Origin of the sequence: Corynebacterium sp. NML 150383 (genome assembly GCF_002285085.1) — a bacterium.
GTDB lineage: Bacteria > Actinomycetota > Actinomycetes > Mycobacteriales > Mycobacteriaceae > Corynebacterium > Corynebacterium gottingense.
This window is the reverse complement of the sequence record NZ_NSGK01000001.1, coordinates 23,009-47,495: the sequence shown is the minus strand read 5'-3', so window position 1 is coordinate 47,495 and position 24,487 is coordinate 23,009. Positions and strand designations below refer to the sequence as shown.

19 protein-coding genes and 2 tRNA genes are annotated in these 24,487 nt (G+C 66.8%); 19 read left to right on the top strand and 2 right to left on the bottom strand.

Annotated features, from left to right (window positions below; all coding sequences use genetic code 11):
• Positions 1-257 precede the first annotated feature (257 nt).
• From CKJ85_RS00220 to ilvC, 3 genes are all read left to right on the top strand, one after another.
• On the top strand, positions 258-2,147 hold the full coding sequence (locus CKJ85_RS00220) for an acetolactate synthase large subunit (RefSeq protein ID WP_095553056.1): 1,890 nt from the start codon (positions 258-260) through the stop codon (positions 2,145-2,147).
• The gene (gene ilvN / locus CKJ85_RS00215; RefSeq protein WP_095553055.1) at positions 2,148-2,666 is read left to right on the top strand and encodes an acetolactate synthase small subunit; all 519 of its coding nucleotides are present in this window, start codon (positions 2,148-2,150) and stop codon (positions 2,664-2,666) included.
• Positions 2,667-2,783: 117 nt separating this feature from the next.
• Entirely contained in the window at positions 2,784-3,797 is a 1,014-nt protein-coding gene (gene ilvC, locus CKJ85_RS00210) for a ketol-acid reductoisomerase (RefSeq protein ID WP_095553054.1), read from the top strand.
• Between the two features lie 92 nt (positions 3,798-3,889).
• Here ilvC and CKJ85_RS12055 read toward each other — a convergent pair whose 3' ends face one another.
• Positions 3,890-4,537, bottom strand: coding sequence for a hypothetical protein (locus CKJ85_RS12055; protein WP_198947113.1), 648 nt, complete (start codon positions 4,535-4,537; stop codon positions 3,890-3,892).
• 303 nt (positions 4,538-4,840) lie between these two features.
• Between CKJ85_RS12055 and CKJ85_RS00200 the strand changes: the two genes are divergently transcribed.
• From CKJ85_RS00200 to CKJ85_RS00160, 9 genes are all read left to right on the top strand, one after another.
• Positions 4,841-5,737, top strand: a complete 897-nt coding sequence (locus CKJ85_RS00200) for a cation diffusion facilitator family transporter (RefSeq protein ID WP_095276120.1) — start codon at positions 4,841-4,843, stop codon at positions 5,735-5,737.
• Positions 5,738-5,757: 20 nt separating this feature from the next.
• Entirely contained in the window at positions 5,758-7,593 is a 1,836-nt protein-coding gene (locus CKJ85_RS00195; RefSeq protein ID WP_095553053.1) for a DUF262 domain-containing protein, read from the top strand.
• Positions 7,571-8,434, top strand: coding sequence for a hypothetical protein (locus CKJ85_RS00190; RefSeq protein WP_095548293.1), 864 nt, complete (start codon positions 7,571-7,573; stop codon positions 8,432-8,434). Before CKJ85_RS00195 ends, CKJ85_RS00190 begins: the two co-directional genes overlap by 23 nt.
• Positions 8,435-8,521: 87 nt before the next feature.
• Positions 8,522-10,105 carry a phosphoglycerate dehydrogenase gene (gene serA, locus CKJ85_RS00185; protein WP_095553052.1) on the top strand — a complete coding sequence of 528 codons (1,584 nt, stop codon included), beginning with the start codon at positions 8,522-8,524 and terminating at the stop codon, positions 10,103-10,105.
• A 114-nt stretch (positions 10,106-10,219) separates the two neighbouring features.
• A complete protein-coding gene (locus CKJ85_RS00180; RefSeq protein WP_095553051.1) occupies positions 10,220-11,236 on the top strand; it encodes a 3-isopropylmalate dehydrogenase in 1,017 nt (338 codons plus the stop codon).
• Positions 11,237-11,292: 56 nt separating this feature from the next.
• Positions 11,293-12,795: a cell wall-binding repeat 2 family protein gene (locus CKJ85_RS00175; RefSeq protein ID WP_095553050.1), complete on the top strand. Its 1,503-nt coding sequence runs from the start codon at positions 11,293-11,295 to the stop codon at positions 12,793-12,795.
• A 41-nt stretch (positions 12,796-12,836) separates the two neighbouring features.
• On the top strand, positions 12,837-14,708 hold the full coding sequence (locus CKJ85_RS00170; protein ID WP_095553049.1) for a DUF294 nucleotidyltransferase-like domain-containing protein: 1,872 nt from the start codon (positions 12,837-12,839) through the stop codon (positions 14,706-14,708).
• Between the two features lies 1 nt (position 14,709).
• Positions 14,710-15,279 (top strand): exonuclease domain-containing protein, encoded by a 570-nt coding sequence (locus CKJ85_RS00165; protein WP_095553048.1) that lies wholly within the window; start codon positions 14,710-14,712, stop codon positions 15,277-15,279.
• 38 nt (positions 15,280-15,317) lie between these two features.
• Complete coding sequence (locus tag CKJ85_RS00160) at positions 15,318-16,109, top strand: fumarylacetoacetate hydrolase family protein (RefSeq protein ID WP_095553247.1); 792 nt, start codon at positions 15,318-15,320, stop codon at positions 16,107-16,109.
• 12 nt (positions 16,110-16,121) lie between these two features.
• Here the strand turns inward: CKJ85_RS00160 and CKJ85_RS00155 are convergent, their stop codons facing one another.
• The gene (locus tag CKJ85_RS00155) at positions 16,122-17,255 is read right to left on the bottom strand and encodes an isochorismate synthase MenF (protein WP_095553047.1); all 1,134 of its coding nucleotides are present in this window, start codon (positions 17,253-17,255) and stop codon (positions 16,122-16,124) included.
• A 138-nt stretch (positions 17,256-17,393) separates the two neighbouring features.
• Between CKJ85_RS00155 and gltX the strand changes: the two genes are divergently transcribed.
• The 7 genes from gltX (at position 17,394) to chrA (ending at position 24,434) form a co-directional block, all read left to right on the top strand.
• Positions 17,394-18,884, top strand: coding sequence for a glutamate--tRNA ligase (gene gltX / locus CKJ85_RS00150; RefSeq protein ID WP_095536899.1), 1,491 nt, complete (start codon positions 17,394-17,396; stop codon positions 18,882-18,884).
• 258 nt (positions 18,885-19,142) lie between these two features.
• A tRNA-Gln gene (locus CKJ85_RS00145) sits at positions 19,143-19,214 on the top strand.
• A gap of 35 nt (positions 19,215-19,249) precedes the next feature.
• Positions 19,250-19,322, top strand: a tRNA-Glu gene (locus CKJ85_RS00140).
• Positions 19,323-19,479: 157 nt separating this feature from the next.
• Complete coding sequence (locus tag CKJ85_RS00135) at positions 19,480-20,538, top strand: ABC transporter substrate-binding protein (protein ID WP_369825010.1); 1,059 nt, start codon at positions 19,480-19,482, stop codon at positions 20,536-20,538.
• Between the two features lie 13 nt (positions 20,539-20,551).
• Positions 20,552-22,174: an iron ABC transporter permease gene (locus CKJ85_RS00130; RefSeq protein WP_095553045.1), complete on the top strand. Its 1,623-nt coding sequence runs from the start codon at positions 20,552-20,554 to the stop codon at positions 22,172-22,174.
• Positions 22,171-23,247 carry an ABC transporter ATP-binding protein gene (locus CKJ85_RS00125; protein ID WP_095553044.1) on the top strand — a complete coding sequence of 359 codons (1,077 nt, stop codon included), beginning with the start codon at positions 22,171-22,173 and terminating at the stop codon, positions 23,245-23,247. Before CKJ85_RS00130 ends, CKJ85_RS00125 begins: the two co-directional genes overlap by 4 nt.
• On the top strand, positions 23,244-24,434 hold the full coding sequence (gene chrA, locus CKJ85_RS00120; protein WP_095553043.1) for a chromate efflux transporter: 1,191 nt from the start codon (positions 23,244-23,246) through the stop codon (positions 24,432-24,434). The genes CKJ85_RS00125 and chrA overlap by 4 nt, the downstream gene beginning before the upstream one ends.
• Positions 24,435-24,487: the final 53 nt, after the last annotated feature.

The following is a 24,487-nucleotide window of genomic DNA, read 5'->3' as shown; positions in this document are numbered from 1 at the left end:
GCGCGGCTTCCCAAAAAGTGGGATGTGAATTTTAATCAGTGAAATCGGCGCGGTAGTCCGCCCGGCTGTGTAACGTAGCGCACATGATCACACAGCGACTAGTAGTACGAATTCCCTCGCGGCGCTTGCCGTAGCGGGTTCGTTTTCGTACGCCGCTGACACAAGCGCCCTCGACAGCACTCACGAGAAGTGCTCGCCGGGGGCTTTTGTTTTGATCACCCTCACAACCGACACATTGACCCAAGGAGTTTGGAAACGTGGCAGCTTCATCGAATGCGCCGGACGGCAACTCGCAACCGGCGCCGAGCGTCGAGCCGGAGCGAATCACAGGCGCGGACGCGGTCGTGCGAAGTCTTGAGGAGTTGGGCACCCGGTTCGTCTTCGGGTTGCCGGGGGGAGCGGTCCTTCCGCTTTACGACGCCCTGTTTCAGGCCGAGAAGCTGCGCCACGTGCTCGTGCGCCACGAGCAAGGTGCCGGCCACGCGGCGGAGGGGTACGCGGTCGCCTCGGGCCAGGTAGGCGTGTGTCTGGCCACCTCGGGCCCGGGCGCGACGAACCTGGTCACCGCGATCGCGGACGCGTACCTGGACTCCGTCCCGATGATCGCGATTACGGGCCAGGTCGGCTCGCCGCTCATCGGCACCGACGCTTTCCAGGAGGCGGACATTCGCGGCATCACGATGCCGATTACCAAGCACAACCTGATGGTCACCCGCGCCGAGGACATCCCGGCGGCGATCGCCGCCGCGCACCACATCGCGTCGACGGGCCGTCCGGGCCCGGTCCTGGTGGACATTCCGAAGGACCTGCAGGCCGCGGAGATCGAGTTCGCGTGGCCCCCGGTGGTGGACCTGCCCGGCTACAAGCCGAACACCAAGCCGCACAACCGGCAGATCGCGCAGGCGGCGAAGCTGATCGCCGCCTCGGAGCGCCCGGTGCTCTACATCGGCGGCGGCGTGGTGAAGTCGGGCGCGCACGAGGAGCTGCTCGCGTTTGCGGAGCGCACCGGCATCCCGGTGGTGACCACGCTCATGGCGCTGGGCGCGTTCCCGCAGTCGCACCCGCTGTACATGGGCATGCCGGGCATGCACGGATCCGTCCCCGCGGTCGGCGCTCTGCAGGAGGCGGACTTGCTCATTGCCATCGGCACGCGTTTCGACGACCGCGTCACCGGCGACACCAGCACCTTCGCCCCCTACGCCAAGGTCATCCACGCCGACATCGACCCGGCCGAGGTGGGCAAGATCCGCGAGGCGGACGTGCCGATCGTGGGCGACGCGAAGAAGGTCCTGTCCCAGCTGTTCGATGCGTTTAGGGACGAGAAGAGGAATGCTGCGCCGTCGATAAGCAATTGGCTCGCGCGCCTCAACGACTTGAAGGAGCGCTTCCCGCGCGGCTACGACCCGCAGTCTGACGGCAAGCTCTCGCCGCAGTTTGTGATTGAGACGCTGTCGAAGACGGTGGGGCCGGACGCGATCTACGTCTCGGGCGTGGGGCAGCACCAAATGTGGTCGGCCCAGTTTGTTGACTTTGAACAGCCGCGGCACTGGATCAACTCCGGCGGCCTCGGCACGATGGGCTTCGCGGTGCCCGCGGCCCTCGGCGCGAAGGTCGCCTGCCCGGATAAAGAGGTGTGGGCGATTGACGGCGACGGCTGCTTCCAGATGACCAACCAGGAGCTGACCACCGCCGCGATGGAGGGCTTCCCGTTCAAGGTGGCGCTGATCAATAACGGCAACCTCGGCATGGTTCGCCAGTGGCAGACGTTGTTCTACGACGGCCACTACTCCCACACCAAGCTCGGCGGTGAGGAAATGTACGTGCCGGACTTTGTGCAGTTGGCGACGGCGCTCGGCGCGGAGGCGATCCGTGTGACCAAGGAAGAAGATGTCGTGCCGGCGATTCAGAAGGCGCGCGAGATCAACGACCGGCCCGTCGTCGTCGAGTTCATCGTCGGCGAGGACGCGCAGGTGTGGCCGATGATCGCGGCCGGCGCGTCGAATTCCGATATGCAGTACGCCCTGGGCATGCGCCCGTTCTTCGACATGGAGGAGTCCGCAGGGGAGACCCCGGAGGCGATCAACGAGGCCATCGAGGCCGTAGAAGCTACAGAGGCTGCCGATACCACCACCCAGGAGGGAAAGTAGATGTCTGACCAAACCATTTCTCGCAACACGCTGTCGGTGCTGGTGCTGGACGTCGACGGCATCATCACCCGCGTCACCGCGCTGTTTACCCGTCGCGGCTACAACCTGGTTTCGCTCGTGTCGGCGAAGACGGAGACCGAGGGCATTAACCGCCTGACCATCGTTGTCGACGCGTCCGAGTACGCCATCGAGCAGATCACGAAGCAGCTGCACAAGCTGGTTCAAGTGCTCAAGGTCGCGCGCCTGGAAGACGACTCGATGATCGCGCGCCAGCTCATGCTGGTCAAGGTGGCCACGACGAACCAGAACCGCCCGCAGGTGGTGGACGCGGCGAACATCTTCCGCGCCCACATCGTCGACGTGTCGCCGGAGTCCGTGGTCATCGAGGCCACGGGTTCGCCGGAGAAACTCAAGGCCTTCTTGGAGCTGATGGAGACCTTCGGCATCAAGGAGCTCGTCCGCTCGGGAAACGTCGCGCTGAGCCGCGGCCCGAAGACGATGGCGCCGACGAAGGGGTAGGCGGTGGCGTAAAGAAGCAATCGCTTGCCGACGCCACATAATCCCCACATAAACTCAAATCTATGCCATAATATGAAATGGCCGTCCCATATAATAGGAAAGGTGAGTGTTTCACTCATGGCAATTGACGTTCTGTACGACAACGACGCGGACCTGTCCATCATCCAGGGCAAGAAGGTCGCCATCATCGGTTACGGCTCCCAGGGCCACGCCCACGCGCAGAACCTGCGCGAGTCCGGCGTTGAGGTGGTCGTCGGCCTGCGCGAGGGCTCCAAGTCCGCCGCAAAGGCCCAGGAGGCCGGATTTGAGGTCAAGACCAACGCGGACGCCGCGGCGTGGGCCGACGTGATCATGCTGCTGGCCCCGGATACCTCGCAGGCAGAAATCTTTAGCAAGGACATCGAGCCGAACCTGAAGGACGGCGACGCGCTGTTCTTCGGCCACGGCCTGAACATCCACTTCAAGCTGATCGATCCGGCCGACACCATCACCGTTGCGATGGTCGCGCCGAAGGGCCCGGGCCACCTGGTCCGCCGCACCTACGTCGACGGCAAGGGCGTGCCCTGCCTGATCGCGGTCGAGCAGGACCCGACCGGCAACGGCAAGGAGCTAGCGCTGTCCTACGCTGCCGCGATCGGCGGCGCACGCGCGGGCGTCATACCGACCACGTTCGAGGCGGAGACCGTCACCGACCTGTTCGGTGAGCAGGCAGTCCTGTGCGGCGGCCTGGAGGACCTGATCATGAAGGGCTTCGAGGTGCTGACCGAGGCCGGCTACGAGCCGGAGATGGCCTACTTCGAGTGCCTGCACGAGATGAAGCTGATCGTCGACCTCATCTACGAGGGCGGTATTGCCAACATGAACTACTCCGTCTCTGACACCGCGGAGTTTGGCGGCTACCTGTCCGGCCCGCGCGTGATCGACGAGGGTGCCAAGGATCGCATGCGCGACATCCTGAAGGGCATCCAGTCCGGCGAGTTTACCAAGCGCCTGGTGGCCAACGTCGAGGGCGGCAACAAGGAGCTCGAGGGCCTGCGCGCGAAGGTTGCAGAGCACCCGATTGAGAAGACCGGTGCGCAGCTGCGCGACATGATGACCTGGGTGAAGAACCCGCTGAACGAGACCGCGTAGACGCACGCGCGACAACATCCGCACGAAAACACCGCCCCAGCATCCTGGTCAGTCCAGGAGCTGGGGCAGTGTTGTGTTGCGCTGTGGCGAAACTAGTTGGTGGCGCCGGAGATAGCGTCGCCAGCCTTGTCGGCCGCGTCGCCTGCAGCGTCCTTCGCGTCGCCCGCGAGGTCGCCAGCCTTGTCGGCCGCGTTGCCAGCGCCGTCCTTCGCGTCACCCGCGAGGTCGCCAGCCTTGTCGGCCGCGTTGCCAGCGCCGTCCTTCGCGTCACCCGCGAGGTCGCCAGCCTTGTCAGTTGCGTCGCCTGCGGCATTGCCAGCATTGTCGGTGGCGTCAGCCGCTGCGTCGCCGGCACCCGCGGTAGCGTCCTCGCTCGGGTCAGCGGTGACGGTCTCGCTGGTGGTCTCCGTAGCAACGGTGGAGGTCTCGGTGACGGCAGCGCCGTCCGAGTCGTCGCTGCCGCCGCTGAAGAGGCTGATCAGCAGCCAGACCAGCAGAGCTGCGACGATTAGGCCGAGCAGCCACTTCCACCAGCCGCCACCGCCGTTGCCGGTGTCGGCTGCAGTGGTGCCGGAGGTTGCCTTCGTGGTGCCCTCAGTCTTGGACACGGTGGTGGAACCGGTGCCGCGAACGCCGTCGACAGCGTCGCCAGCCTTGCCCTTTGCGGAGGTGAAGGTCTCGCCGACCTTGTCCTTTGCGTCGTGTGCGTGGTCGCCGATGTGCTTCGCGGCCTTCTCCACGCGGTTCGGATCCTTCGGGTTCGGGTTTGCGGAAGTGATAGTCGTATCCTTTCGTATGTGGCCCCATGCGAGCGGATGAACATTGCGTAAATTGGCTCACTGCTCGAGACCATTGTGCTATTGCGCCTATCAACGGTAGCAAAAGTTGTTGAGGCATCGCGCAAATAGTCAGCAACTTGTACGGTTGTGTGGGGTGGGCAGGGCGTAGCGTCGATAATGAGCCCTGCTCACCGCGTGTTTTTTGAAACCGGGAGCCGTTTTCATTTAATTGTCATTAGCTGTGTGGCAGTTTAGGGTTGAGCTATGGCACACGACCACAACCACGATCACGCCCCGTCGAGCGATACTCCGCTGCGCGCGCTCCTCGTTGCGCTCGCCGTCACCGCCACGGTCTTCGTTGCGGAGCTGGTTGGGGGATGGCTCGCCGGGTCCATGGCGCTCATGGCGGACGCGATGCACATGCTTTCCGACGCCGCCGGGCTCATCATCGCCGTTCTCGCGGTGCTCGTGGGGCGGAAACGGGCCTCACGCCACGCAACGTACGGCTACCGGCGCGTGGAGGTGCTCGCGGCGCTGGTCAACGCGGTGCTCGTGCTCGCGATCTCTGTGTGGATTGTCGTTGAGGCGATCCGTCGCCTCCGCGAACCCGCCGACGTGCACGGCGGGACCATGCTTCTCATCGCCGTCATCGGTTTTGCGGCCAACGGCATCTCGGCGTGGGTGCTGCACGGTCACCGCGGCGACTCGATCAACGTCCGCGGCGCGTTCCTTCACGTGCTGGTGGACTTGCTGGGATCGGCCGCGGTTATTGTCGCGGGCATCGTGGTCATGGCAACCGGTGTGGCCGTGGCGGACGCCGTGGCCTCGCTCATCATCGCCGCGCTCGTGCTGCCGCGGGCGTGGCAGCTGATGCGCCAATCTGCTGGCGTGCTCCTCGAACAGGTCCCGGAGGGTTTCCGCACCGCCGAGGTGGAGGAGGCGCTGCGAGCGACCGCGGGGGTTGCAGACATCCATGACCTTCACCTTTGGAGCCTCGACGGCGTGAACGTGTTGGCTACGGTGCACGTGGTCGGCGCGGCGGGTACGGATAGTGGGCCGCTCCTAGATGCAGTACAGCACGCCCTGCGCGAGCTGGGCATCGAGCACTCCACGATCCAGATCGAGCGCCCGGAGCACGAATCGCACGAGCAGGTTTGCTGATTCCGTTCTAAGGTTGGGGCATGGGTTTTACAACGCCAAGCTATTCCTTGAAGGACTTGTTCGCCCGTGCTGAACGTGGCGAATTGCAGTTGCCCGACTTCCAGCGTGAATACATCTGGGATGTTGACAGGATTCGCACCCTGGTCACCTCAGTGCTTCGCGGTTACCCCATCGGTTCTTTCCTTGCCCTGGACACCCGAAACGCGCCCATGCGTTTCCGCCCGCGCCCGCTCGACGGTCTGACGACGGGGGATCGGGAGCCGGGGCTTTTGCTTCTCGACGGTCAACAGCGCCTCACCTCGCTCTTCTACGCCCTCAAGGGGGCCGGCGAGATCCCGACGGTGGACTACCTGGGCCGGCGCATCCGTCGCCGCTTCTTCGTCGACGTGCGCGCCGCGGTGGCCGCCGACCCGATGCCGGTCGAAGCGGTCTTTGCCGTCGACCCGGACGGTCAGGTGCGCTCCCACTTCGGCCCGCAGATCGACGGGGGCATCCACTCCCGCGAGGACATGTTGGCGCACGGCGTCGTGCCCGTTTCAATGCTGCTGTGGAAGGAAGGCAACGACCTCCTCATTGATATGGCCGCCGACACGGACGACCCGGAGATGCGCGCCGCGGTGAAGACCTTTCAGAACGAGGTCCTGCGCTGGCTGCCGGCGTACGACGTGCCTGTGATCCGGATTGACCGTGAAACCTCGCAAATCGGCGTCGGCCAGATCTTCGCGCACGCCAACTCCGCCGGTGTGCAGATGGATGTCTTCGAGCTGCTCACCGCCGTATTCGCCACCGAAGACCCCAACTTCCGCCTGGCCGACCACTTCGCGCACATCGAACGCACGCTGCGCCTGTACCCGGCGCTGGACGGAATCGGGCGCATCGAGTTCCTGCGTGGGCTGTCGCTCCTGATCACCAGCAGGAAGGGCACCGCGGTGGGGCACCGCGGCGACATCCTCAATATCTCGCTGCACGACTACCTGACCCACTGCGACGAGCTGGCCGATGCCTTCGTTGCCGCTGCCGAGTTCCTCGCGGAGCGCTGCATCCTGGCCATCGACCAGGTCCCGTACTCCTCGCAGATCATTCCGCTGGCCGTCATCCTCGCGCGACTGGCCGAGCAGCCCGGACTGCTGGACGAGAAGGAGCCGCGCGACCGACTCAACCGTTGGTACTGGTCCGGCGTGTTCGGCGAGCTCTACGGCGCACACGCGCCGACGATTCGCGCCGGCCTCGACGTCACCGAGGTCACCCCCTGGGTCCGCGGGGACACCGACGAGGTGCCGCGCACCGTGGGCGACGCGCAGTTCCACGAGTCCCGCCTGCAGTCCGCGACGGCGGAGAGCGGCGTGTACCGCGGGCTGTACTCCCTGCTGATGGCCCGCGGAGCGCTCGACTGGCGCACCGGGAAGCCGCTCAACCGCGACACCATCGCCGAGCTGCAGCCGCGCTTCCACACCGTCTTCCCGCGCGAGTTCTGCCTGCAGGCCGGCGCGACCGAAGAGCTGGCTGACTCCGTGCTCAACCGCACCCCGATGGGGCGGCGCACCGACGTGGTGATGGAGAACAACGAGCCGAAGCGTTACCTGCCGCGCCTGCAGTCGAAGTCCCTGATGGACGACGCAGAGTTCGACACAATGCTGGAGGGCCACGAGATCCGCCCGGCCGACCTGTTGAACTCGGACTGGAACAGCTTTATCCATGACCGCCGCGACCGTTTCGTGGGCATCATCGAGTACGCGCTGGACAAGCCGGTCGTCCGCGACCTGGACGGAGCCCTCGGGGCCCTCGGTACGCGCACGGTGGACGCCTGCAGCACCAATCACGCAGACGGGGAGAATGGCAGCGAAGCAGAAAGCTAGCCGGGGCCTCGCCGTGGCGATGTGCTGCGTGGCGCTCGCCGCCGGCGGGTGCGCGGGCGAGGACACAAGTACCCCGTTGGACCAGGCCCGGGCCGCGAATCAGTCGCGGCACGTCTCCACTGCGTTTGATGATCACCCGGTAGTACTCGATGACACGAACGGGCTTGTCAGCTCCGAGTACTTCTTCAACACGTCCGAGACGTTGGTGGTGTCGGATTCCAGCGTGGAGGCGCAGTTGCGGGCGGCGTCGATCGCCGCGTACGCGCACGCGCCGATGCTGGTCTACGACGAGGACCACCACGGGCAGATCACGCAGGAAGTGAAGCGTCTGAAAACGTTTACGCTGCTCACGGTGGGCGATGTGGCGATCGCGCCGGCGTCCGGGAGCGTGCGCGTCTACCGCGATCCGGGCGGGATCGACGCGCTGGGCAAGATGACCTCGGTACGGTTCCACGAACGGCCCGTGCACGACCCGGCGGACGCGCAGGAGGTGATCGCCGACCTGGATACGTCGGTGCCGACGTGGCTGCACGCCAATTGGGCGGAGCCGCAGGTGATGCCGAACGCGGTGGCGAAGCCGTTCCCGGTCCATTCGCGCCGCGATGCGGATATGGCGCCGCAGGTGGTGGCCACGCGGGCGTCGTCAATTGCTTCGATTGCAAACGCCCGGGCGTTCGGCGCGCGGGTCACGATGGTGGACAACCCGGACCCCCGCGAATCCGAGGACACGCTGCTGGCGATGGCGGGCCTGGCGGACGCACCGCTCATTGCACTCGGGACGCAATTCGAGCCGGCGAGCGACATTCCGGAGCGAATTATGCAGGCGGAAGAAAAATATTAGCGCGGATGGCAGACAAGCGTGCCTGCGGACATTAAAGTTACCCCCGTACCTATTCCTTTATTGAAATACCGCAGGAGACGATCCCCAGTGTCCAAACCGGTCGTGCTGATCGCAGACAAGCTGTCCCAATCAACCGTCGAAGCGCTTGGAGACTCCGTGGAGGTGCGCTGGGTCGACGGCCCGAACCGCGACGAGCTGCTCGCCGCGGTGCCTGAAGCGAACGCACTGCTCGTGCGCTCCGCCACCACCGTGGACCGCGAGGTGATCCAGGCGGCGCCGAACCTGAAGATCATCGGCCGCGCCGGCGTTGGGCTGGACAACGTAGACATTGACGCCGCGACCGAGCGCGGTGTCATGGTGGCCAACGCGCCGACCTCCAACATCCACTCCGCGTGCGAGCACGCGATCGCGCTGCTGCTGTCCACCGCGCGCCAAATCCCGGCGGCGGACAAGACGCTGCGCGACGGCGAGTGGAAGCGCTCGTCGTTCAAGGGCGTTGAGGTCTTTGGCAAGACCGTCGGCATCGTCGGCTTCGGCCACATCGGCCAGCTTTTTGCGCAGCGCCTCAGCGCGTTCGAGACCACCGTCATCGCCTACGACCCGTACGCGAATCCGGCGCGCGCCGCGCAGCTCGGCGTTGAGCTCGTGGAGCTGGAGGAGCTCATGGGACGCGCCGACTTCGTTACCATCCACCTGCCGAAGACGAAGGAGACCGCAGGCATGTTCAATGCGGACCTGCTCTCCAAGGCGAAGGAGGGGCAGATCCTCATTAACGCGGCCCGCGGTGGCCTGGTCGATGAGCAGGCGCTTGCCGACGCCATCGTGAACGGCCCCATCCGCGGCGCAGGATTCGACGTGTACGCCACCGAGCCGTGCACCGATTCGCCGCTGTTTGCCCTGGACGAGGTCGTCGTCACCCCGCACCTGGGCGCGTCCACGGTGGAAGCGCAGGACCGCGCGGGAACGGACGTTGCGGACTCGGTGCTCAAGGCCCTGGCCGGCGAGTTCGTCGCCGACGCGGTGAACATCACCGGCGGCCGCGTGGGCGAGGAGGTCGCTCGCTGGCTGGAGCTGTCGCGCAAGCTTGGCCTGATCGCCGGCGAGCTGCTGGACGGCGCGCCGGCGTCGCTGAAGGTGACCGCGCGCGGCGAGCTGTCCACGGAACAGATTGATTCCCTGGGACTGTCCGCTGTGCGCGGCCTGTTCTCCGGCATCATTGATGAGCCGGTGACGTTTGTGAACGCGCCGCAGATCGCGCAGTCGCGCGGGCTGGAGTACTCGGTGGAGACGCAGACGGAGGCGCGGGCGCACCGCAGCGCGCTGGAGGTCCAGGTGGTCTCCGCGGCGGGCAACGCCGTGACGGTCACGGGCGCGCTCACCGGCCTCGAGGGCGTGGAGAAGATCGTGCGCATCAACGGCCGCGGCGTGGACATGCGCGCGCAGGGGCGCAACCTGTTCTTCCAGTACACGGACGCGCCCGGTGCGCTGGGTACGGTGGGCAGCAAACTGGGGAACAAGGGCATCAACATCGAGGCCGCCGCGCTCACGCAGGCGTCCATGGGCGATGGCGCAATCCTGATTCTGCGCGTCGAGGCCGAGGTGCCGGACGCCCTGGTCAACGAGATTGCACAGGAGCTCGGCGCCTCCGCGCTGCAGATCGACCTGGACTAGGTCGCTGCGGGCCTCACGCGGTCCTGAATCCTTTTCCGCGCAGCGCCGATTTTTCGCCGGCGGAGCTGTTACGCTATCCCGTAAGTCCAATATGTGGGAAAGGAATCTCAGAAAATGAAACTGGCTGTGATTGCTGGCGACGGCATCGGGACCGAAGTCATGGCGGAGGGCCTCAAGGTGCTCCGCGCTGTCCGCAACGACGTGGAGACCACCGAGTACGACCTTGGCGCGCGCCGCTACCTCCGCAACGGCGAGTTGCTCACGGACGCGGACCTGGACAGCCTGAAGTCACACGACGCGATCCTGCTCGGGGCGGTTGGCGACCCAGCCAACGTCCCCGCGGGCGTGCTGGAGCGCGGTCTGTTGCTGCCGCTGCGGTTCAAGCTTGACCACTACGTCAATCTGCGCCCGTCGCGGTTGTTCCCGACGTCGACGAGCCCGCTGGCCAACCCCGGCGACGTGGACTTCGTCGTCGTGCGCGAGGGCACCGAGGGGCTCTACGCCGGCAACTGTGGCACGCTGCGCCAGGGCACCGACCACGAGGTGGCCTCCGAGGTGAGCCAGAACACCTACTTCGGCGTGGAGCGCGTGGTGCGCTACGCCTTCGAGCTGGCCATGACGCGGCGCAAGAAGCTCACCCTGGTGCACAAGACGAATGTGCTGGTGAACGCGGGCGGGTTGTGGCAGCGTGTCGTCGATAAGCTTGCTTCGGAGTTTCCCGAGGTCGACGTGGACTACAACCACATCGACGCCGCCACGATCTACATGGTGGATGATCCGTCGCGCTACGACGTGATCGTGACCGACAACCTGTTCGGCGACATCCTGACGGACCTCGCGGGCGCCATCACGGGCGGCGTGGGGCAGGCGTGTTCCGGCAGCATCAACGCCGCGGGCGAGTTCCCCTCCATGTTCGAGCCGGTGCACGGTTCGGCGCCGGACATCGCGGGGCAGGGGATAGCGGACCCGACCGCGATGATTCTTTCCGTGGCGATGATGCTGCGCTTCCTCGGCGATGAGGAGAACGCCACGCGGATTGAGCGCGCGGTTGAGGATGAGGTGGCTGCTCGCGACGGCGGCGCGGTGCGCACCGAGGAGGTCGGAACCCGGATCGCGGCAGCACTGCAGTAATCTGTCAGCCAGCTTTAGACAGATGAAAGGTGCACTCCCGTATGAGCGTTCCCGCGATGTCCGCCAGCACGAACCGAGCCCGTAGGAAGGTAATTGGGGCGGTGGGGCTGGCCGTAGTGCTGGCCTCCAGCCTCGCCCTGACCGCGTGCGGTGAGGGCGGCATCGGCGCGGCATCCTCGCCGCAGCCCGACAAGCTGGAGACGCATGGTGCCGAGGCGATTGACGACGCCGACGGCTCCGGCGTCGAAGTGTCGCGTCGGCTTTTTGACGCCGCCGACACCGCCGTGGTGTCCGGCCCGAAGCGTGAGGACCAGCTGAAGGCCGCTGCGCTGGCGGTGGACAAGGGGGCGCCGATGCTCGTGCGCTACCCGGCGACGGGCGACGCGGTGAGCGCGGAGCTGGAACGTCTAGGCGCCGACGAGGTCATCGAGGTCGGTGCGAACGCGCAGGACACCGCCGACGACGCCACCGAGCCCGTGCAGAGCGACGCGCCGGAACAGGACGTCGCCGCGATCGCAGCGCTCGATGCGCCGAACAAGGGCGAGCGCGAGCTCCCGCCGATGCTCGCCACCGCCGAGACCTCGCGCGCGGCGGCCGCGACGGCGCGCGCCGCAGGCGCTCACGTGCAGGTGGTGGCGTACCCGGATCCGCGTGTGACGTCGGAAAGCATGCGTACGGTCTCCGACCAGGACACGCTCGCGCTTGGCTTGCAGTGGGGCGGCACCGATGCGTTCGCGCGCCGCGTGGAGCTGGCGGGCAACGGCGAGCTGCCGGGCGGCGGTGGCCTGGTCTTCCCGGGGCGCAGGATGATCGCGCTCTATGGTCACTCGTTCGCGCCCGAGCTGGGAGTGATGGGCGAGCAGCCGCCGCAAGAGGCTGCCGCGATGGCCAAAGACTACGCCAGCAAGTACCAGCCGTTGGCCGGGGAACCGGTAATTCCGGCGTTTGAGATCATCGTGACCGTTGCGTCCAACTCGCCGGGCGAGGACGGCGACTATTCCAACGAGGCGCCCGTAGAATCGGTCGTGCCGTACATCGATGCGATCACGGAGGCGGGCGGCTACGCCGTGCTGGACCTGCAACCGGGCCAGGGCGACTTCCTCCACCAGGTGCAGATGTACGAGGAGCTGCTGAAGCGACCGAACGTCGGCCTTGCACTCGACGCGGAGTGGAAGCTCACCCCGGGCGAGGCGCCGCTGTCCCGCGTGGGCTCCGCCACCGCCGAGGAGATCAACGTCGTTGCCGATTGGCTCGCGGACCTCACGCGCGACAACAACTTGCCACAGAAGGCGTTTGTGCTGCACCAATTCCAGGTACAGATGTTCCCCGACCGGCAGAACATCCGCACCGACCGCGACGAGCTCGCGTACGTGCTGCACGCCGACGGGCACGGCGACCCGGGGCAGAAGTTTGATACCTGGAACGTGCTACGGGAGGGCCTGAACCCGCGCTTCTTCATGGCGTGGAAGAACTTCCTGGACGAGGACACCCCGACCTTCAGCCCGGAGCAGACGTTCAACGACGTCCAGCCCCGCCCGTGGTTTGTGAGCTACCAGTAAAGCCGCTGATATTGTGCGCTGCCCCACGCTAGTGTTGGGGCATGAGCGTCGAACTTGAAGAAGTCGCAGGTTTCCTCGGCCAGCACGAGCCGTTCTCGCACCTGCCGGAGGAAGTGCTCGCCGGCCTGCCTGCGCAAATGACAGTGACGTACGTCCGTAGGGGCGAGACGATCGTGGCGCCCGGGCAGGTCAACGACGCACTCCACATCATCCGCTCCGGCGCGGTGGACATCGTCTCCGGGGACGGCGTGCTGCTGGACCGCCGCGATGCCGGCAAGAATTTTGGCTACTCCACGCTGCTCGGCGCGCGGGAATCGCAGTACGGCATGGTTGCGGTGGAAGACAGTTTGCTCCTGCTGCTGCCGCGCGCGTCGTTTAGCGAGCTCCTTGCCAGCTACCCGGACCTGGGGCGATTCTTTCAGTCCGCCTCGCGCCGTGTGCGCGCTGCTGCGGAAGAGGTCCGGAGGTCGAGCTCCGCGGAGGTGCTGCGCACCGAGCTGGACCAGCTGCTCCGCGACCGCAAGCTTGCCACCGTCCACCCCGGCACCTCGATTGCGGAGGCCGCTGCCGAGATGGACCGGCAGGGCGTGACGTGTCTGATCGTCGCCGATGCAACGGGGACGCAGCGGCCCGGCATCCTGACGGACCGCGACTTGCGCTCCCGCGTCATGGCGCGGTGCAAGGACCCGCGCGGGCCGGTGCGCGAGGTGATGACTGCGCCGGTGCGTACCATCGGCGCGGACGCCCTCGTGTTCGAGGCGATGTTGCTCATGGGCGAACTCGGCGTGCACCACCTGCCGGTCACCGGCACGGGCGGGATCGTCGGCGTGGTGACCTCCAGCGACATTATGCGCCTGCTCCAGGCGGACCCGATCTACCTCGCCGCCGACGTGGAGCGCAGTAGCCGCTCCGGCCTTGACGGCGCTTTTCGCCGCGCCACCGAGGTGTCGGCGCGATTCTTCGAGCGCGGGGCCACCGCCGCCGAGTCGCAGCGTCTGCTCACCTCGATCACTGACGCCATCGCGCGGCGTCTGTGCGTCCTGGCCATCGAGGAGCTCGGCCCGCCGCCGGTCCCGTTCGCGTTCGTCGCCGTGGGCTCGCAGGCGCGCGGCGAGATGGGGCCGGCCTCGGACCAGGACAACGCGTTGGTGTTGGGCAACGCGTACGACCCGGAGGCGCACGGCGAGTACTTCGCCGCCCTCGGGAGGTTTGTTTGCCAGGGGCTCAGCGAGGCGGGGCAGGCGCTGTGCCCGGGCGAGATGATGGTGTCCAACGCGGCGTGGCGGATGACGCAGGCACAGTGGGAGCGCACCTTCCACCGCTGGGTGACCGCGCCCGACCCCGACGCCTTGCTGCACGCGCAGGTCTTCTTCGACTTCCGCACCGTGTTCGCCTCGGACGACGCGGCGCGGGAGGTGGCCCGGGAGGTGCGCGAGTCCGCACTCGCGTCTGCGCACGGCTCGCGGCGGCTCCACACCCATTTGGCGGCGTTGGCCACGTTCCGCGAGCCGCCGATCGGGTTCTTCCGGGGGCTCGTCGTCGAGCGCGGTGGCGAGTACGCCTCCACCCTGGACGTGAAGCGTGGCGGGACCGCGGCGGTCGTCCAGATGGCGCGCCTGTACGCCATCGTCGCGGGGGTTGGGGAGGTGGCGACGGGGGAGCGCGTGCGGGCGTCGATAGGCACTGCCCTCTCCGAGAAGGGGGCGCGCGAGCTTCTCGACGCCTCCGACTACCTCTCCGACCTGGTCCTTCGCCACCAGGCGCGGCAGCTGCGCGCGGGCGAGCGCCCCGACTACCACATCGACCCGCGCGAGCTCACCGAGCGTGACCGCGCCGCGCTGCGCGACAGCTTCCGCGTGATCAAGTCGCTGCAAAACGCGCTGGCCAGCAAGTACCCGGTCCAGGCGGTGTGACATGTTTGGGTTCACGCGAGCATCCCGCAGGACGCTTGTCGACGCCGCGCTCCTGGCCGTCGACGTCGAGACCACCGGCCTGCGCCCCGGGCGCGACCAACTGGTGGCCGTCGGTTGGGTGCCGCTTGACGGGCGGGTGATCGACCTCTCGCGAGCCGAATACCACGTGCTCGCTGGCGCGCAGGTGGGCGATTCCGCCACGGTGCACGGCATCACCGACGACGACGTTGCACGCCTGGGCGAGGACCCGGCCGAGGTGTGGGCGGCGTTCGCGCGCGCGATCGACGGGCGAAAGCTGCTGGCGCACTTCTCCCAGATGGAGACCGGGTTTCTGGGGCGCCTGGGCGGGCAGGTCACCGGCACGAAGTGGGTCCTGCGCGACAGTGAGGTGGTGGATACGATGGCACTGGAACGGCGCCACATGGAGCGGATGGGCACGTACCCGCGCGGAGAGGATCTGCGGCTGGCGCGGGTGCGGCAGCGGTACAATCTGCCGCGGTACTCAAGCCACAGCGCGCTGACGGACGCGCTGGCGTGTGCGGAACTTTACCTTGCCCTGTCTGGTGAGTGATGTATCACTGCACTATGTGTTTCGGTATGCTCGTCGGCATGCGTTTTGGACGAATTGCAACACCCGAGGGGATGACCTTCGCGGTCATCGATGACGAGGGGAAGGTGGCCAAGGCAATCGCCGGCACCCCCTACACGGACCCCGAGTACACGGGCAAGGAATACAAGCTGGAAGACGTGCGCCTGCTCGCGCCGACGCTGCCGAGCAAGATCGTGGCGGTCGGCCGCAACTACGCGGACCACGTCGCCGAGGTGTTTAAGGAATCTGCCGAGCACCTGCCGCCCACCATCTTTATCAAGCCGCCGACAGCCGTGGTGGGCCCCGGTGCGCCGATCCGCATCCCGGACTTTGCCACCGGCGTGGAGTTTGAGGGTGAGCTGGCCGTCGTCATCGGTGTGCCGTGCAAGAACGTCAAGGCGAAGGACTGGAGGTCAGTGGTACGCGGCGTGACCATCATCAACGACGTCTCCTCGCGCGACCTCCAGTTCGCGGACGGACAGTGGGCCCGCGCCAAGGGCATCGACACCTTCGCGCCGCTTGGCCCCTGGATTGAGACGGACCTGGATAAGTTCGACTTCACGGACCTGCCCATCAAGGCCCACCTCACGCACGACGGCACCACGGAGACGAAGCAGGATTCCAACTCGAAGCAGATGATCATGAGCATCGGTGAGATGATCGAGTGGGTCACCCAGTCGTTCACGCTGCTGCCGGGCGACGTCATGGCCACCGGCTCCCCGGCGGGCACCGCGGAGATGGTGCCGGGTGACTTCATCGAGGTTGAGATCCCCGGGATCGGCTCGCTGGGCAACCCGGTCGCGAAGGCGTAGCGGCAGGCGGACCTAGAGCCCGAGCGCGCGCATGATGGTGCGCAGCTTTGCGCTCGTCTCGTCCAGCTCCGCCTGCGGGTCGGAGTCGATGACGAGCCCGCCGCCGGCCCAGGTGCGGGCGGTGGCGCCAGCGGCGTCGACCTCGGCGCAGCGGATGGCCACCATGTACTCACCGTCGCCGTTCGCGTCGGTGTAGCCGACCGCACCGCCGTAGAAACCGCGGTCGGTCTCCGCGGTGGTGATCAGCGCCTCCGCCGCGTCGGAGGGGGTCCCACACACGGCCGGAGTGGGGTAGAGGCGCAGCGCCAAGTCCAGCGCGCTCGGCGCTGGATCCTTGAGCTCGCCGCGGATCGGGGTGGCAAGGTGCCACATCTCGCTGGTCTTCTCCAACTCCGGGCGGTCGGGGATGTCCAGGCGCGAGCACAGCGGTGCGAGTACGCGGCGGATGTGTTCAACCACGTAGGCGTGCTCACCCAGGTCCTTCGCCGAGTTGTACAGGGCTGCGGCCGCCGCCTCGTCGGCGTCGCGGTCGTGCGGGATGCGCGCGGCAGAGCCGGCCAGCGGGCGCGAGGACACCTCCGAACCGCGCCGCTTCACCAGCACCTCGGGGGAGGAACCGACAAAGAAGTGGCCGGTGCGGCCGGAGGGGGTGAGGTCCGCAATGAAGCCGTCGCGGGTGTACGACAGGTCAATCAGGCGCGCGGCGACGAGCCGGGGATCAACTGGCGGGTCGAAGGCAATATCGACGGCGCGCGCCAAGACCACCTTGTTCAGTTTGGAGGATTCGATCGTGCCGATCGCGGCCTCGATGCGGCGCAGGTGCTCCTGCGGCGAGGGGTCGAAGCTGGTCACCGACGCGTTGAGCTGGGCGCCCGGGCCCACTCGGTAGTAGGGGTGGGGCTCGAGCGTGCCGGACTCGCGCACAATCTTTTCCGGGGCGGTGAGCGCGGCGGGGCAGTCCTGGTCGAACGGCAGGGCGCCGACGAGCATGTCCACGTCGCCTGCTTCGAGCGCGTCGATTGCGTCCCACGCGTCGGAGAACCGGCGCGCGGCTCCTTGGGTGCGCACAGAGCCGCCCGGGCGTGAGAGCAGGAAGTCGGGTGCGCTCGCGGGGCGGAGGGAATCGGACGCGGGGGTATGCGGCATAAGGGAAGACTTTAGCAACCGCAATGTGTGCGGCAACTCTTGGGGATTTGGCGCTCGTGGTCGGGGGCGTGGGGAGGGGCGTCGAGAAGCAATTGCCTGCTAATTGACGCTGTTTGCGTCCGCGCTACTATTTACCCCATGACTGATTCTGCAATGCGCGTACGTTTCTGCCCATCGCCAACCGGCACCCCGCACGTCGGTATGGTGCGCACCGCCTTGTTCAACTGGGCGCAGGCGCGGCACAGCGGCGGCACGTTTGTCTTCCGCATCGAGGACACCGACGCCGCCCGCGACTCCGAGGAGTCCTACCAGGCCATTATCGAGTCGCTCGAGTGGCTCGGCCTGAACTGGGACGAGGGCATCAACGTCGGCGGCCCGCACGAGCCATACCGCCAGTCGCAGCGCATGGACATTTACAAAGATGTGCTGGACAAGCTCATCGAGGCCGGAGAGGTCTACCCCGCGTACTCCACTAACGAGGAGGTGCAGGAGCGGCACAAGGCCGCCGGCCGCGACCCGCAGCTGGGGTACGACAACTTTGACCGCGACCTGACCCAGGAGCAGATCGACACGTTCGAGGCCGAGGGTCGCAAGCCCGTGTGGCGCCTGCGCATGCCGGATCAGGACTGGACCTGGAACGACCTGGTCCGCGGCGAAGTCACGTTCAAGTCGAACACACAGCCCGACTTTGTGGTCGCCCGCTCCAACGGCGCCCCGCTGTACACGCTGGTCAACCCGGTCGACGACGCGCTGATGGGCATCACCCATGTGCTGCGCGGCGAGGACCTGCTGTCCTCCACCCCGCGACAGATCGCGCTTTACGCGGCACTGCAGCGCATCGGCGTCGCGGAGTTTACGCCCGAGTTCGGCCACCTGCCGTTCGTGATGGGGCAGGGCAACAAGAAGCTGTCCAAGCGCGACCCGGAGTCCAACCTGTTCAACCACCGCGACGCCGGCATCATCCCCGAGGGCATGATCAACTACCTCGCGCTGCTCGGCTGGTCGCTGTCCGCGGACCAGGACATCTTCTCCGTCGACGAGATGGTCAAGGCCTTCGACGTGCACGACGTGCTGGGCAACCCCGCGCGCTTTGACCAGAAGAAGCTCGAGGCCATCAACGCCGACCACATCCGCCAGCTGGACTCGGAGGACTTCCGCGATCGCCTGCGCGCCTACCTCACGGAGTACACCGATTTCCCGGCCGACTACCCGGCCGACAAGTTCGCGCTGGCCGCGGAGCTCGTGCAGACGCGCATCAAGATGCTTGGCGACGCCTACGGGCTCCTCAAGTTCCTTGTCACCCCGGACGCCGAGCTGCAGCTGAACGAGAAGGCCGCGAAGAAGAACCTCAAGGAGGACGCGGTCCAGGCGCTCGACGAGGGCATCGCCGCCCTCGAGGCGATCGACGAGTCCGCGTGGGCCACCGACGCCATCGACGAGGCGCTCAACGAGGCCCTGATCCAGAAGCTGGAGCTCAAGCCCCGCAAGGCCTTCGGCGCCCTGCGCGTGGGCATCTCCGGCGAGCAGGTCTCCCCGCCACTGTTCGAGTCCATGGAGCTTTTGGGCAAGGAGTCCACGCTGACCCGCCTGCGCGCCGCGCGCGAGGTCACCCCGTTCACCGCCGCATAGGCGCCCATTGCTTCACGACGCCCGCGTGCCAGGCCCACCGCCTGCCACGCGGGTGCTGTCGTTGTGTGGGGGGAGAGCAGGGCGGGAGAGGGCCCGCAAAAGCACACTTACAACGGCGTGATTTAAGGTACTGAAAATGCGCATTGACCAGGCGATTTGGTATGTATAGCGCGTTCTGGTTATAGTAATCATCGTTGTTCAGAGCGAACACGGAAACAACTTCACAGAGAGTTTACTCCGGTAAGCACTGAAAAACGATGGCCTATGGTGTAATTGGCAACACAGCGGTTTCTGGTACCGCCATTCTTGGTTCGAGTCCAGGTAGGCCAGCAACAGAACTCCACATTGTAGTTCTGTGTCCTTAAGCCCCGTTCGTCTAGTGGCCTAGGACGTCGCCCTCTCACGGCGGTAACACGGGTTCAAATCCCGTACGGGGTACAAGATACTGAGGCGGTCAGCGAGTTTGCTGGCCGCCTCAGTTTTTGCGTTTGGGAGCGGGGGAGTGGGGTCGAGAAGCAATAGTGCGTTCGCGCTGCGAAGTACCTGAGTCCTTGCTACGGTATTGGTCGTTAAAAATGGCCGAGTGCGAGGAACGATTGACATGCGCATGACTGCGAAAACCACCCTGACCGCCCTGTTTGCCACGGGATCCGTGGCGGCGCTGCTGGTTGGCTGCTCCGAACCTTCCGCTGAGGATTCCACCGAGAACGGGTCCACGGCCGCGGCCGATGGCGGCGAGACCACGATCACCGTGTACACCTCCGAGCCGGAAGAGAAGGTGGACGAGATCAACCAGGCCTTTGAGAAGGCCAACCCGGACGTGAATGTGGAGGTCTACCGCGCTGGCACCGGCGACCTCACCGCGCGCCTTGAGGCGGAGAAGACCGCGGGCAGCATCGAGGCCGACATCTTCTGGGCCGCCGACGCGCCGACCTTTGAGACGTACAAGGAAGCGGGCGACCTGGCTGAGCTGAAGGACGTGGACACCTCCAAGGTGATCGAGGAGGCGCAGGACGCCGACAACATGTACGTGGGTACCCGCATCATCCCGACGGTGATTGCCTACAACACCGGCGTGTACGACCAGGGCAACGCGCCCGCCTCCTGGCAGGCGCTCACCGACCCGGAGTATCAGGGCAAGATCGTCATGCCGGACCCGTCCGTGTCCGGCGCCGCCGCGTACAACGCGACCGTGTGGAAGGGCAACGAGGCGTTGGGCGACGAGTGGATCACCAAGCTGGGCGCGAACCAGCCGATGATTGCCAAGTCCAACGGCCCGACCTCGCAGGAGATCGCGGGCGGCGGCCACCCGGTGGGCGTCGTGGTGGACTACCTGGTGCGCGACCTGGCGGATGCGGGGTCCCCGATCGCGACGTCCTACCCGGAGGAGGGCGCGCCGTTTATCACCGAGCCCATCGCCGTGTTCAAGGACTCCGATGTGCAAGACGCTGCGCAGCGCTACATCAACTTCGTGCTCTCTGAGGAGGGGCAGAAGCTGGCGGTGGAGCAGAACTACCTGCCGGTGATTGATTCGGTGGGCACACCTGGCGACGCACCGAGCCTCAAGGACATCCCGCTGATGGAGGCCGACCTCGAGTCGGTGACCAACGACCGCGAGGACGCGGTCTCGTTCTTCCAGAACGCGGTGAAGTAGCCCGACTATTACCGTGCCCACTACCACCTCTCGCCGTATCACCGGCGTCGGCCTCGCGCGCCTCGGCGTGTGGCTGGTCGTCGCCGCGCTGTTTCTCACTCCGCTCGCGCTCGTCGTGTCGCTCGCGCTCGGCGGCAACCAGATTCCGCTCCTGCTGGAGCAAGGCCTTGGTAAGGCGACGCTGAACTCGGCGGTGACCACGTTGGCGTCGTCAGCCTTTGCGGTGCTTCTCGGCGGGGCAGTGGCGCTGCTGCTCGAGCGAACGGACGTGTACGGCAAAGGCGCGCTGCGGATCCTGCTGTTGTCGCCGCTGCTCGTCCCGCCGTTTGTTGGTGCGATTTCTTGGCTGCAGCTGTTTGGCAACAACCAGGGCCTCAACGCTGTGTTCGGCCGCGAGATCTGGAACCTCTACGGAGCGGACGGCGTGATCTTCCTCATGACGCTGCACTCCTACCCGCTGGTGTACGTCATCGTCGCGGCGGCGCTGCGCTCCATCCCCGCCGACTTGGAGCTCGCCGCGCGGATCAGTGGCGCCGGCAACGCCCGCGTGCTGCGGACGGTCACGCTGCCGCTGCTCGGCCCCGCGTTCCTCAGCGCGTTTACGCTGACCGCGGTGTCGAACCTGGCCGACTTTGGAATCCCGTCGATCTTGGGCTCGCCTGTCCGCTTCGAAACGCTGGCCACCATGGTCTACCGCATGATGGAGTCAGGCATCGTGGCCAACCCGCTGCAGGTGGTCTCCACCATCGGCACGGTGCTGCTTGTCCTCGGGATCGTGGCGGTGGTCGCGGACTACGTCGTCTCCGCCCGGGCCGCGAACACCACCCACACTGGCGCGTCGATGCCGCTGCCGCTGGGGAAGTCGCGGGCGGCGGTGTCCGTCGTCGCCTGGATCGTCGCGCTGGCGCTCACCCTCGGGCCGCTCATCGGCCTGACGTACCGCGCGCTGCTTCCCGCACCGGGCGTGCCATTTACGCTGGAAAACATCTCGCTGTCGAACTTCCAGTCCACCCTGGAGAACCCGCGTGTGATCGAGGGCTTCACCAATTCGGTCACCCTCGCGCTAGGTGCTGCGCTGCTGTGCGGCCTGCTTGGTTGGGCAGTCGGGTTGTTGGTCACCCGCACACGGGCGCGCTCGAACACCGCCCTGACGCTGATCGTGCTGCTCCCGACGGCGCTGCCCGGGCTGATCATCGGCGTCGGATGGGTCATCTACGGCCGCTACACCGACCTGTACAACACTCGGTGGGTGATCCTCCTGGCGTACGTGTGCGCGTTTACCGCGCTCGTGCTGCAGGCTGTGCGTGCCCCGCTGGCGTCCATGCCAGCCGCGGTGGAGGAGGCGGCGCGCATCTCCGGTGCTGGCCGGCTCCGCGCCATGCTTGATACGACCGGCCGCATGGCCATCCCCGCGGTCGTCTCCGGCGCGGTGCTGGTTGCGGTCACCGCGGTGCGGGAACTCACTGTCTCCATCCTGCTCATCGCGCCCGGCACCACCACGATCGGTGTGCAGCTGTTTAACCTGCAGCAATCCGGCAACTACAACCAGGCGTCCGCGCTGGCGCTCATGTTCGCCGTCATTGGCATCGTCGCGCTCGCCCTGACCATCCGCAACCCAGAAAGGAGCGCCAAGTGAGCGAAATCCAGCTCGAGCACTTGACCGTGGCGTTTCCCGACGGCACCGTCGGCCTCAACAATCTCGACGCGACCGTGCAGAGCGGCGAGTTTCTCGCGCTCGTCGGCCCCTCTGGCTCGGGCAAGACGACACTGCTGCGCACCCTCGCCGGCTTCCTCCGCCCCACGTCCGGCACGATCCGCATCGGTGGCCGCGACGTGTCCGCCGTGCCGCCGGAGCACCGCAACATGGGCATGGTCTTCCAGCAGCACGCGGTTTGGCCGCACATGACGGTGGAGGCCAACGTGGCCTACCCTCTCAAGCAGGCCAAGGTGCCCGCGTCGCAGCGCCGCAGCAGGGTCGAAGAGGTGCTCGAGCTCGTCGGCCTGGCGGGGTACGGCGCGCGCAAACCGGACTCGCTGTCGGGCGGCCAGCGCCAGCGCGTCGCCCTCGCGCGTGCCATCGTCGCGCGGCCGAGCGTTTTGCTTCTCGACGAAGCCCTGTCCGCCCTCGACGAGCCCCTCCGCGACGGCCTGCGGCGCGAGCTCGTGGCGCTGACACGCACGCACAACCTCACCACCGTCCACGTCACCCACGACCGGAAGGAAGCGCTGGCGATCGCCGACCGCATCGCGGTCCTTCGCGACGGCGTCATCGAACAGATCGCTGCCCCGGCGGACCTGCTCGCGCGGCCGGCGTCGGCGTGGGTGGCGTCGTTTATGGGCGACGCCACCGTGCTGCCAGGGCGGATCAATGGGGGACGGGTGGTCGTCGATAGCCTTCCCGAGCTGTCCTGGCCCGCCGAGCTCTCGGGCACCGCCGCGGCGGACGGCACCGAAGTCGAGGTGGCGGTCCGGCCATCCATGGTCCACCTCGACGGCGCCGGGCACGACGGCGCGACAGCGACGGCGATGACGATGATCGTGACATCCGCGCTCTACGAGCGCGGCGGCTACTCGGTCTCGCTGCGCGCGGGTGACCACGAGTTCCGCGCCTTCGCCCCCGGCAGCGCACGCCCGGAGATCGACACCGCCGCAGTGGTCCGCATCGACCCACCACTGGTCTTCGCGTCAACGCCAAAGGAGCAGGAGTGAGCCAGCGCGGCAGCGTCGCCGAGGTATTCGGCGTCTCCCTCAAACTCGGCTGCACCTCTTTCGGCGGCCCCGTTGCGCACCTCGGCTACTTCCGCGACGAGTTCGTCGAGCGCCGGAAGTGGCTCTCGGACTCCGAGTACGCCGACCTCGTCGCGCTCTGCCAATTCCTCCCTGGCCCCGCCTCCAGCCAGGTCGGCATGGCGCTCGGCCTCCGCCGGGCGGGGTACCTGGGCATGGCGGCGGCGTGGGCGGCCTTCACGTTGCCGTCGGCAATCGCTCTGGTGTGCTTCGCTCTGGGGCTCGCCACGCTTGACGACGCCACCCACGCCGGCTGGCTCACCGGAATGAAAGCCGCCGCCGTGGTCGTGGTTGCGCACGCGGTGATTGGGATGGCGGGTTCGCTGGTGACGGACAAGTGGCGCGCGCTGATTGCGGTGTCCGCGATGGTGCTGGTCCTACTCGTGCCGAGCCCCTGGGTGCAGGTGGCGGCGATCCTCCTCGGCGCGGCGGCCGGGTTCGGTTTGCTGCGCGGGGAGGACGGCACGGTCGATGATGCGTCGCGCGACCGCGCCACCCCGCAGCAGTCCAAGGGCGTGGGCGTGACGTGCCTGGCGCTGTTCGCCGGGCTGCTGGTCGCGCTGCCGTTGATTGCTCGGGGCGGCGACGTCGGCCTCAGTATCGTGGATACCTTCTACCGCGCTGGCGCCCTCGTCTTCGGCGGCGGGCACGTGGTCCTGCCGTTGCTTGAGCAGGCCGTGGTGCCGAACGGGCTCGTGGGCGAGGACGTCTTCCTTGCCGGCTACGGCGCCGCGCAGGCGGTGCCCGGGCCGCTGTTCACGTTTGCCTCGTTCCTCGGCGCGAGCGCACACGGCATCCACTGGGCGCTGGGCGCGGTCCTGGCCACGATGGCGATCTTCCTGCCCGCTGCGCTCCTCGTGGCGGGGGCGATGCCGTTTTGGGACCAGCTGCGTGCCCACCCGGCGAGCCGCAGCGTGCTCGCCGGCGCGAACGCCGCGGTAGTGGGAATCCTGGCAGCGGCGCTGTACACGCCGGTGTTTACGTCGGGGATCGGAGGGCCCGCGACGATGGCGCTCGCCGCGGTCGCCTTCGTTGCGCTGCGGTCGTGGAAGGTGCCCGCGTGGGCCGTTGTCATCGGCGCGGCGCTTGTTGGTTTTGTCGCGTTGTGATCCGCGCGAAAAACGGGGCATGAGCTAGCGATTTGCTAAGTGGTAGGGTTTGC

Excerpts from the sequence above, each read along its gene's own strand:
- CKJ85_RS00160 (WP_095553247.1), top strand. The coding sequence starts at position 15,318 with ATGCGTTTTGGACGAATTGCAACACCCGAGGGGATGACCTTCGCGGTC.
- CKJ85_RS00195 (WP_095553053.1), top strand. The coding sequence starts at position 5,758 with ATGGGTTTTACAACGCCAAGCTATTCCTTGAAGGACTTGTTCGCCCGT.
- CKJ85_RS00165 (WP_095553048.1), top strand. The coding sequence starts at position 14,710 with ATGTTTGGGTTCACGCGAGCATCCCGCAGGACGCTTGTCGACGCCGCG.
- CKJ85_RS00180 (WP_095553051.1), top strand. The coding sequence starts at position 10,220 with ATGAAACTGGCTGTGATTGCTGGCGACGGCATCGGGACCGAAGTCATG.
- CKJ85_RS00155 (WP_095553047.1), bottom strand. The coding sequence starts at position 17,255 with ATGCCGCATACCCCCGCGTCCGATTCCCTCCGCCCCGCGAGCGCACCC.
- CKJ85_RS00175 (WP_095553050.1), top strand. The coding sequence starts at position 11,293 with ATGTCCGCCAGCACGAACCGAGCCCGTAGGAAGGTAATTGGGGCGGTG.
- ilvN (WP_095553055.1), top strand. The coding sequence starts at position 2,148 with ATGTCTGACCAAACCATTTCTCGCAACACGCTGTCGGTGCTGGTGCTG.
- ilvC (WP_095553054.1), top strand. The coding sequence starts at position 2,784 with ATGGCAATTGACGTTCTGTACGACAACGACGCGGACCTGTCCATCATC.
- CKJ85_RS00200 (WP_095276120.1), top strand. The coding sequence starts at position 4,841 with ATGGCACACGACCACAACCACGATCACGCCCCGTCGAGCGATACTCCG.
- gltX (WP_095536899.1), top strand. The coding sequence starts at position 17,394 with ATGACTGATTCTGCAATGCGCGTACGTTTCTGCCCATCGCCAACCGGC.
- CKJ85_RS00190 (WP_095548293.1), top strand. The coding sequence starts at position 7,571 with ATGGCAGCGAAGCAGAAAGCTAGCCGGGGCCTCGCCGTGGCGATGTGC.
- CKJ85_RS00170 (WP_095553049.1), top strand. The coding sequence starts at position 12,837 with ATGAGCGTCGAACTTGAAGAAGTCGCAGGTTTCCTCGGCCAGCACGAG.